Genomic DNA, 10,978 nt, shown 5'->3' with positions numbered 1-10,978 from the left:
CTGCATCGGGCTGCGCTTCCTCATTTCGTTTAAAAACCCCGGGCGGTGGTGCCCCCCGCTCGGCGCCCCCCCGCGACCCAATTCTGCCCTCTGGGGGGCGACTCCATCCTCGCCGTCCGGGCCACCGCCCGGCTGCGCGAGGCCTTCGGGCGGGCGGACCTGTCCCCCCGGGTGCTGTTCGACCACCCGGTGCTGGCCCGGCTCGCCGAGGCCCTCAGCGCCGGGGGAGGGCAGCCCGCCGGATCCGGCCCGGCCGACGGCCCCGTCATCCCGGCCGTCATCCCGGTCCTCGCGGACGCCGACGCCGCCGAGCCGCCGCTGTCGTACGCCCAGCAGCGGCTCTGGTTCCTCGACCGCTTCCAGCCGGGCGGCACCGACTGGACCACGCTGTCCGCCCTGCGGCTGCGCGGCACGCTCGACCGGGGCGCGCTGGGCGCGGCCCTGGACGCCCTGGTCGCCCGGCACCCGGCGCTGCGCACCACCTTCGCCGAACGGGACGGCGTGGCCCGGCAGGTGGTCCACCCGCCGTACCCCGTCGGACTGCCCTGCGAGGACCTCGACCCGGCCGCCCTGGACGCGCTGCTGGAGCGGATCGCCGCGACCCCCTTCGACCTGGCCGCCGGCCCGCTGCTGCGCGCCCGGCTGGCCCGGACGGCGGCGGAGGAGCACGTGCTCGTCCTGGCGGTGCACCACATCGTCACCGACGGCTGGTCGATCGGCGTGCTCGGCCGCGACCTCGCCGAGCTGTACGCCGCCGCGCTCACCGGACGCCGCCCCGAACTGCCCGAACTCCCCGTCCGCTACGTCGACTTCGCCGCCTGGCAACGCGGCCGCGGCGACCGCGCCGAGGCGGAGCTCGACCACTGGCGGGAGACCCTGGCCGGGCTGCCGCCGCTGGAGCTGCCCACCGACCGGCCGCGTCCGGCCGTCCGCGGCACCGAGGGCGCGCTGGTCAGCTTCACCCTGCCCGCCGAACTGACCGGGCGGCTGCGCGAGCGCGGCCGGGAGGCCGACGGCACCCTGTACACCGTGCTGCTGGCGGCCTGCCAGGTCCTGCTGGCCCGCTGGTCCGGGCAGCGGGACTTCGCCGTCGGCACCGTCACCTCCGGCCGCGAGCAGGGCGAACTCCACGACTTGGTCGGCATGTTCGTCAACACCCTGGTGCTGCGCGGCAGCGTCCGCCCGGCGGAGCCGTTCCGGGCGCTGCTGGCCCGCGCCCGGGGCACCCTGCTCGACGCCCTGGCCCACCAGGAGGTGCCCTTCGAACGACTGGTGGACGCCCTCCAGCCGGAGCGGGACACCAGCCGCACCCCGCTGTTCCAGGTCATGGTGGCCCTGCACAACCTCGGCGCCGAGGCGCCCCGGCTGCCCGGGCTGACGGCGGAGCCGCTGACCCCGCCGGTGCGCACCGCCGGCTTCGACCTCTCCTTCGACTTCGTCGAACGCGACGGCGGCCTCACCGGCCACCTGGAGTACAGCACCGGGCTGTTCGACGCCCGCACCGCCGAACTGCTGGCCGAGCGGCTGACCGTGCTGCTGACGGCCGTCGCCGACGGCCCGGACACCCCCGTCGGCGACCTGCCGCTGATGACCGCCCAGGAGCGCGAGCGCACCCTGCGGCAGGGGCGCGGCGAACCGCTGCCGCAGGCACCCGACACCACCTTCACCGCCCTGTTCGAGGCCCAGGCCGCCCGCACCCCGCACGCCACCGCCCTGGTCGCCCGGGACACCACCCTCGACTACGCCGCGCTCAACGCCCGGGCCAACCGGCTGGCCCGCCACCTGGTCGCCCTCGGCGCCGGCCCCGAACAGCTGGTCGCGGTCCGGCTGCCGCGCACCTCCGCGCTGGTGGTCGCCCTGTTCGCGGTGCTCAAGACCGGCGCCGCGGTGCTCTTCGTCGACCCGGAGCTGCCCGAGGAACGTGCCGCCCTGCTGCTCGACGACGCCCGGCCACGGGCCGTGCTGACCGAACGGACCCTGCGCGACACGGCCTGGCAGGCCCTGCCCGACCACGACCTGACCGACGCCGACCGGACGTCGCCGCTGCACCCGGCCGGCACGGCGTACGTGGTCTTCACCTCCGGCTCCACCGGCCGCCCCAAGGGCGTCGCCGTCGAACACCGCCAACTGGTCAACCTCTGCCGGGACCACCGGCTCGGCCTGGTCGACCCGCACACCGCCGACGGCGAGCGGCTGCGGGTCGCACTCAGCGCCTCCTTCTCCTTCGACACCAGCTGGGAGGGCCCGCTGCTGCTCGCCCTCGGCCAGGAGATCCACCTGATCGACGAGGACGTCCGGCTTGACCCGCAGGCCTTCTGCGCGCTGGTCGCCGACCGCCGCCTCGACCTGGTCAACGTCACCCCGTCCTTCCTGCGCGAACTCACCGCCGCCGGGCTGCTCGCCCCCGGCCGCCACCACCCCCGGCTGCTGCTGGTCGGCGGCGAGGCCGTCCCCGCCACCACCTGGCGGCAACTCGCCGCCGCCCGCGCCGACTTCGGCGTCACCGCCTACAACGTGTACGGGCCCACCGAGTGCACCGTCGACGCCACCTGGGCCCGCTGCGCCGACCACCCCGAGCACCCCGTCATCGGCCGCCCCGGCTGGGGCCTGAGCGCCCACGTACTGGACGGCGCCCTGCGCCCGGTGCCGCCCGGCATGCCGGGGGAGCTCTACCTGGCCGGCGCCCAGGTCGCCCGCGGCTACCTGAACCGGCCGGGCCTGACCGCCGTCCGCTTCCTCGCCGACCCGTACGGCCCGCCCGGCTCCCGGATGTACCGCACCGGCGACCTGGCCCGCCGCAATGCCCGCGGCCAGCTGGAGTTCCTCGGCCGGGCCGACGAACAGGTCAAGATCCGCGGCTTCCGGATCGAACCCGGCGAGGTGGAGGCCGCCCTGCTGGCCCACCCGGACCTCGCCGACTGCGCGGTCGCCGCCCGCGAGCACGCCGGACGCACCGTGCTGGTCGGCTACCCGGTACCGGCCGCCGACCGGGTGCCACCCGCCGACGAGCTGCGGACCTGGCTGCGCCGCACCCTGCCCGACCACCTGGTGCCCGCCGCCTTCGTCCCGCTGGCCCGGATCCCGCGCACCGTCAGCGGCAAGACCGACCGCCGCGCCCTGCCCGCACCGCCCGCCCAGCCCGACCGCTCCACCCCGTACGTCGCCCCGGCGCCCGGCACCGAGCAGCGGCTCGCCGAGATCTGGGCCCGGGTGCTCGGCGTCGAACGGGTCGGCGCCCGGGACAACTTCTTCGCGCTCGGCGGCGACTCCATCCTGAGCATCCAGATCGTGTCCCGGGCCAGGTCCGCCGGGCTGGCGCTGACCACCAAGGACGTCTTCCGGCACCAGAGCGTGGCCGAACTCGCCTTGATCACCAAAGAGGTGATTGAACGTCAGGAAACCGGGCCGGAGCCCGCCGAGGCGCCGCTCACCCCGATCCAGCGCTGGTACCTGGACGCCCGCCGCCCCGGCGAGCCGCTGCGCTTCACCATGACCCAGCGCCTGGAACTCGCCCCCGGTACCGACCCGACGGCCCTGCGCGAAGCCGTCCACGCCCTGGTCCGGCACCACCCGGCGCTGCGCACCCGCTTCCGCCCCGGCCCGGACGGCTGGCGCCAGGAGGTGGCCGAGCAGCCGCCCGGCGGCCTGTTCGCCCACCACCCGGCCGCCGGCCTCGACCCCGCCGCCCTGGAGGCCGAGGTCCAGCAGGCCACCGACGCCGCCCAGCGCTCGCTCGACCCGGTCGAGGGCCGCACCGTGCACGCCCTGTTCTTCGACCGCGGCGAGCGGCAGCCCGGCCAACTCGTCCTCACCGTCCACCACCTGGCCGTCGACGGGGTCTCCTGGCGGATCCTGCTCGCCGACCTCGAAACCGCCCACCACGCCGCCCGCACCGGCGCCCCGGTCGAGCTCCCGCCGGAGGGCACCACCCACGGCCGGTGGGCCGCCCGGCTGGAGCGGCACACCCGCGCGGGCGCCCTGGACGCCCACACCGCGTACTGGACCCGCACCGGCGCCGCCCCGGCCGGGCTCCCCGCCGGCCGCCCCGGCGCCAACACCCACGCCGGCGCCGCCACCCTCGCCGTGACCCTGGACCGGGCCACCACCGCGGCCCTGCTGCGCGAGGCGCCCGCCGCCTACCGCACCCAGGTCAACGACGTGCTGCTCAGCGCCCTGGGCCGCACCCTGGCCCGCTGGTGCGGCCGGGACGAGGTGCTGATCGGCGTCGAGGGGCACGGCCGCGAGGACCTCTTCGACGACCTCGACCTCTCCCGCACGGTCGGCTGGTTCACCGCCGAGTTCCCGCTCGCCCTGCGCGTCGACCCGGCCGCCGACTGGCACCACACCCTGCGGGCCGTCAAGGAGCAGCTGCGGGCCGTCCCGCTGCGCGGCCTCAGCCACGGCGCGCTGCGCCACCTCCACCCGGACGGCCCGCTGACCGGCGGCGCCGCCCCGCAGGTCGGCTTCAACTACCACGGCCGCTTCGACCCCGGCGGCGTCGGATCCGGCGACGGCCCCGGCACCGCCGGCCTGGTCCGCGGCCAGCTGCCCCCGGCCGGGCGCGACACCGACCCGGACGAGCCGCGCCCCTACCTGCTGGAAGTCACCGGAGCGGTCCAGGACGGCCGCCTCGAACTGGCCTGGACCTACCCCGCGCAGATCTACGGCGAGGCCACCGTCCGGGGCCTCGCCGAGGAGATGCGCACCGCCCTGCGCGAACTGGCCGAGCACTGCGCCCGGCCCGGCGCCGGCGGGCGCACCCCGTCCGACTTCCCGCTGGCCGGCCTGGACCAGGAGCAGTTGGACCGGCTGGTCGGCGACGGCCGCGCGGTCGAGGACGTGCTGCCGCTGACCCCGCTGCAGTCCGGCATGCTCTTCCACGGCCTGGTCGACAGCGCCGGCACCGGCGGCACCGATGCCACCGGCGGCACCGAAGCCACCGACGAGGCCGACGGCACCGGCGACGCCTACGTCGACCGGATCGCGGTGCGCCTCGCCGGGATCGCCGACCCGCGGGCCTTCGCCGCCGCCTGGCAGCAGGTCGCCGACCGCACCCCGGCGCTGCGCTCCGCCGTGCACTGGCGCGGGCTGCCGCACCCCGTCCAACTGGTCGCCCGGCACGCCGCGCTGCCCGTACGGCACCTCGACCTCGGCATCGACCCGGCCGACCCCGGACAGCTGGCCGCGGTGACCGAACAGCTGCTGGCCGAGGAGCGGGCCACCCCGATGGAGCTGACCACCGCGCCGCTCACCCGGCTCACCCTGGCCGCCCTGCCCGGCGACGAGCTGCTGCTGCTGTGGTCCACCCACCACCTCGCCCTGGACGGCTGGAGCACCGGCCAACTGCTCACCGAGGTCTGCGAGGAGTACGCCGCGCTCACCGGCGGCCCCCAGGCCCCGCGCCCGGTCCGCCGCCCCTTCGCGGACTTCCTGGGCTGGCTGGCCGAACGCGACCGGCCCGCCGCCGAGGCGCACTGGAGCGCCGCCCTGGAGGGCTTCACCGCCCGCACCCCGCTCCCGTACGACCGCCGCCCGGCGCAGGCCCACCGGGCCCGCTCCACCGCCGCCGTCCACCGCGAGCTGGACGAGGCGCTCACCCGGCGGCTGCGCGAACGGGCCGCCGCCGCCGGACTGACCGTGAACACCGTGCTGGAGGGCGCCTGGGGCCTGCTGCTGGCCCGGCACGGCGGCGGCGAGGACGTCGTCTTCGGCACCACCGTGTCCGGACGCCCCGCCGAACTGCCCGGCGTGGAGGCGATGATCGGCCTGTTCATCAACACCGTCCCCACCCGGGTCCGGCTCGCCCCCGGCGGCGTGCTGCCCTGGCTGCGGGAGCTCCAGGCGCGCCAGAGCGAGGCCCGCGCCCACGACCACCTGTCCCTGACCCGGATCCGGGCACTCGGCGAACTGCCCCCCGGGGAGCCGCTGTTCGACAGCATGCTGGTCTTCGAGAACTACCCCGTGGACGAGTCCGCCGAAGCCCGCACCGGGGTCCGGGTGGTCGAGGTGCGCGCCGACGACGCCACCACCTTCCCCTGGTGCCTGCGCGCCCACCTGGGCGAGCGCCTCGGCCTCGACCTCGGGTACGACCCCGCGCTGTTCGACCACCGGACCGCCGAGGACGCCGCCGACCGGCTCGCCCTGCTGCTCACCGCCCTCACCGAGGCCCTCACCGACGGCCGCGACCTCGACACGCTGGAGCCGCTCACCCCGGCCGACCGCGCCCTGCTGGCCGACTGGCAGGCCACCGCCCGCCCGGCCGTACCCCGCAGCCCGCTGACCGTCCTCGCCGGGCACGTCCGGCGCACCCCCGACGCCCCCGCCGTGCGCGAGGGCGAACACCGGCTGACCTACCGGCAGCTCGACGAGTGGTCCGACCGGCTCGCCGGCCGGCTGCTCACCGAGGGGCTGGCCCCCGAGGAGCGGGTCGCGCTGGAGCTGGAGCGCTCGACCGCCCTGGTCGTCGCCCAACTCGCCGTCCTCAAGGCGGGCGGCGCCTACCTGCCCGTCGACCTCCGCGCCCCCGAGGAGCGCCGCCGCACCCTGCTCGCCCGGGCCGGTGCCACCCGGCGGCTCACCGCCGACCTGGTCGCCGCCGCCCGCACCGCCGCCGCCCGCACCGAGGCCACCGGCACGGCCCTGCCGCCCGCCGACCCCGACCGGCTGGCCTACGTGATGTACACCTCCGGCTCCACCGGCGAGCCCAAGGCCGTCGCCGTCCGGCACCGCGACGTGGCCTCGCTCGGCACCGACGGCCGCTTCGCCGACGGCCGCTGCGCCCGGGTCCTGCTGCACTCCCCGGTGGCCTTCGACGCCGCCACCTTCGAGGTCTGGGCCCCGCTGCTGACCGGCGGCTGCGTGCTCGTCGCCCCCGCCGGGCCGGTGGACGCCGCGCTGCTGCGCCGCCTCGCCGGACCGCAGGGCCCGACCGCGCTGTGGCTCACCGCCGGACTGTTCCGGCTGCTCGCCCAGGACGCCCCGGACTGCTTCGCCGGCCTGCGCACGCTGTGGACCGGCGGCGACGTGGTGCCCGCCGCGGCCGTGCGCCGGGTGCTCGCCGCCTGCCCCGGGCTGACCGTGGTGGACGGCTACGGCCCCACCGAGACCACCACCTTCGCCACCGCCCACGAACTCGCCGACCCCGCCGCCGTACCCGACACCCTGCCGATCGGCCGCCCGCTGGACGACCGGCGCCTGCACGTCCTGGACGGCCGGCTGCGGCCCGTCCCGCCCGGCTGCGCGGGCGAGCTGTACCTCGCCGGTGAGGGCGTGGCCCGCGGCTACCTCGGCCGCCCCGGCGCGACCGCCGCCCGCTTCCTCGCCGACCCGTACGGCCCGCCCGGCACCCGGATGTACCGCACCGGGGACGTGGCCCGGCGCCGCCCCGACGGCACCGTCGAGTTCCTCGGCCGGGCCGACGACCAGGTCAAGATCCGCGGCTTCCGGGTCGAGCCCGCCGAGGTGGAGGCCGCCCTCGCCGCCCACCCCGGGGTGACCGACGTCGCCGTGGTCGCCCGCACCGACCGGCCCGGCGCCCGCCGGCTGGTCGCCTACACCGTCGGCGCCGCCGACCCCGAGAGCCTGCGGGACCTCGCCGCCCGCACCCTGCCCGACTACCTGGTGCCCGCCGCCTTCGTCCCGCTCGCCGCCCTCCCGCTCAGCCGCAACGGCAAGGTCGACCGCGCCGCGCTCCCCGCACCGGAGCAGCGGCACACCGCCGGAGCCGCCGACCGGACCGAGCCGCGCACCGAGCCGCGCACCGAGGCCGAGCGCCGCACCGCCGAGGTCTTCGGCGAGGTGCTGGGCATCCACCCGCCCGGGGTGACGGAGGGCTTCTTCGCGCTCGGCGGCGACTCCATCCTCAGCATCCGGCTCGCCGGCCGCCTCGCCGAGGCCTTCGGCACCGAACTGACGCCCCGCGCGGTGTTCGACCACCCGACCCCGGCCGGTCTCGCCGCACTGCTCACCGGGCGGTCCGGCCCGGGCCGACCGCCCGCCGTCCCCGCCGCCCCCGTGGCGCCCCTGGTCCCGGTCGCCCGGGACGGCGCGGCGCCGATGTCCTACGCCCAGCAACGCCTCTGGTTCCTGGAGGAGTTCGCACCCGGCGGCGCCGAGTACGTGACCGCCCTCGCCCTGCGGCTGCGCGGCCCGCTGGAGGGCGACGCCCTCGGTGCGGCGCTGACCGCCCTGGCCGCCCGGCACGAGTCGCTGCGCACCACCTTCGACGGCGTCGACGGCCACGGCGTCCAACTCGTCCACCCGCCGCAGCCGGTGCCGCTGCCCCGCCACGACCTCGCCCAACTGCCCTCCGGGGAACGGGAGGAGGCCCTGCGCGCCGTGCTCGCCGCCGAACGCGCCCGCCCCTTCGACCTGCGCCGGGGCCCGCTGCTGCGCCCCGCGCTGGTCCGGCTCGCCGCCGACGACCACGTACTCGCCCTGACCCTGCACCACATCGTCACCGACGGCTGGTCCAACGCCGTCCTGCTCACCGAGCTGGCCCACCTCTACCGCGCCGCCCTCGACCCGGCCCACCCGCCGCTCGCCCCGCTGCCGGTGCAGTACGCCGACCACGCCCACTGGCAGCGCGCCAACGACGCCACCGACCAGCTCGCCTACTGGAAGGCGCAGTTGGCCGACCTGGACCCCGTCCGGCTGCCGCTCGACCGGCCCCGGCCGACGGTCCGCACCAGCTCCGGGAGCAGCGTCCGGATCGACCTGCCCGCCGACACCGCCCGCGGGCTCGCCCGGGTCGCCCGCGGCGGCGACACCACCCTGTTCACCACCCTGGTCACCGCCGCCCAGGCCTACCTGGCCCGGCTCGGCGGCGACCGGGACATCGCCGTCGGCACCGTCACCGCCGGCCGCGAGCACCCCGGCACCCAACGGCTGATCGGCTTCTTCGTCAACACCCTGGTGCTGCGCTCCCGGATCGAACCCCGGCAGCCCTTCACCGCCTTCCTCGCCGAGGTCCGGCAGACCGTCCGGGACGCCTTCGCCCACCAGGACGTGCCCTTCGAGCGGGTCGTCGACGAGGTGCAGCCGGTGCGCGACACCAGCCGCAGCCCGCTCTTCCAGGTGCTGGTCGTGCTGCAGAACACCCCCGCGGCCGAACTCGACCTGCCGGGCCTGGCGGTGACCGACGTCGAGACCGACGCCACCGGCACGGCCTTCGACCTGGTGCTGGAGTTCGCCCACGCCGACGACGGTGCGCTTCACGGCCAACTCACCTACAACACCGACCTGTTCGAGCCCGCCACCGCCGAGCGGATGGCCGAGCAGCTGGCCACCCTGCTGACCGCCGTCACCGCAGACCCGCAGTGCGCCCTCGGCTCCCTGCCGCTGGCCGGCCCCGACCGGCTCGTCGCCGAACTCGCCCTGGCCACCGGCGACTTCCCCCCGGTGCCGGAGGCGACCCTGCCCCAGCTGTTCGAACGGCAGGCGGCCCGCACCCCCGACGCCCCCGCCCTGCTCGACGGCGACCGGGTGATCGGCTACGCCGAACTCGACCGGGCGGCCAACCGCCTGGCCCGGCAGCTGATCCGCGACGGCGTCGGTCCGGAACGGCTGGTCGCCCTCGCCCTGCCCCGCTCGGCGGCCGCCGTGGTCGCCCAACTCGCCGTCGCCAAGGCCGGCGGCGCCTACCTCCCGGTCGACCCCGCCTACCCGGCCGCCCGGCGGGAGTTCATGGTCCGCGACGCGGGCGCCACCGTCCTGATCGACGACCCCGCCCGGGTGTGGGCCGCCGACGGCCCCGACACCGCCCCCACCGACGCCGACCGCACCACCCCCCTCACCCCCGGCCACCCGGCGTACGTCGTCTACACCTCCGGCTCCACCGGCACCCCCAAGGGCGTCGTGGTCACCCACGCCGGACTCGCCTCCTTCGCGGCCGCAGCCGCCCGCCAGTACGCCGTCGGCCCCGGCGACCGGGTGCTCCAGTTCGCCTCGCCCAGCTTCGACGCCTCCGTCCTGGAACTGTGCATCTCCCTGCTCAGCGGCGCCGCCCTGGTCACCGGCGAGGAGGGCCCGCTGGTCGGCGAACGCCTCGCCGAGGCCCTGGCCGGACGCCGGATCAGCCACGCCCTGATCCCCCCGGCGGCCCTGGCCACCCTCGAACCCGGCACCGCCGGCGCGCTGCCCGAGCTGCGCACCCTGGTGGTCGGCGCCGAGGCCTGCCCCGCCGACCTGGTCGACACCTGGGCCCCCGGCCGCCGCATGGTCAACTCCTACGGCCCCACCGAGGCCACCGTGGTCGCCACCTGGACCGGCCCGCTCACCCCCGGCACCGGCACCGCCCCCGCCATCGGCCACCCCAGCGGCGCCACCCGCGCCTACCTGCTCGACGCCGCCCTGCGCCCCGTCCCGCCCGGCGTGACCGGCGAACTCCACCTGGCCGGCCCCGGCCTGGCCCGCGGCTACCTCGGCCGCCCCGGCCTGACCGCCCGGCGCTTCCTGCCCGACCCGTACGGCGCCCCCGGCGAGCGGATGTACCGCACCGGGGACCTCGCCCGCCGCGACGCCGACGGCCAACTCCGCTACTGCGGCCGCGCCGACGACCAGATCAAGCTGCGCGGCTTCCGGATCGAACCGGGCGAGATCGAGAGCGCACTGCGCCGCAGCCCGCTGGTGCGCGACGCCGTCGTCACCGTCCGCACCGACGCCCCCGGCGGCGGCCGGCTGGTCGCGTACGTGGTGCCCGCCGACCCGTGCGGGGAAGCCGACCCGGCCGGCACCGCCCTCGAACTGCGCGCCCAGCTCGCCGAGTCGCTGCCCCCGCACCTCGTCCCCGCCGTGTTCGTCCCGCTGGAGCGGCTGCCGCTCACCCCCAACGGCAAGACCGACCGCCGGGCCCTGCCCGACCCCGGACCGGGGGGGGGGGGGGCGGGGCCGCCCCCCCCCCCCCCCCCCCCCCCCACCCAGCCCCACCCCCCGCGGGGGGGGGGGGGCCCGGCCCGGCGGAGGGGGGGGGGGGGCGCCC

The 10,978-nt window shown here is 77.5% G+C and carries 1 protein-coding gene; it reads left to right on the top strand.

Features of this window, described 5'->3' with window-relative positions; translation table 11 throughout:
- Nucleotides 1–45 precede the first annotated feature (45 nt).
- A partial coding sequence (locus ACFWXO_RS39685) for an amino acid adenylation domain-containing protein (protein ID WP_380530694.1) occupies nt 46–10,978 on the top strand: 10,933 nt, incomplete at its 3' end.

The organism is Kitasatospora sp. NPDC059088, assembly GCF_042738155.1.
In the GTDB taxonomy this organism is placed as follows: Bacteria; Actinomycetota; Actinomycetes; order Streptomycetales; family Streptomycetaceae; genus Kitasatospora.
Note: the sequence above shows the minus strand (reverse complement) of the source record. Positions and strands in the feature narration are given on the sequence as shown.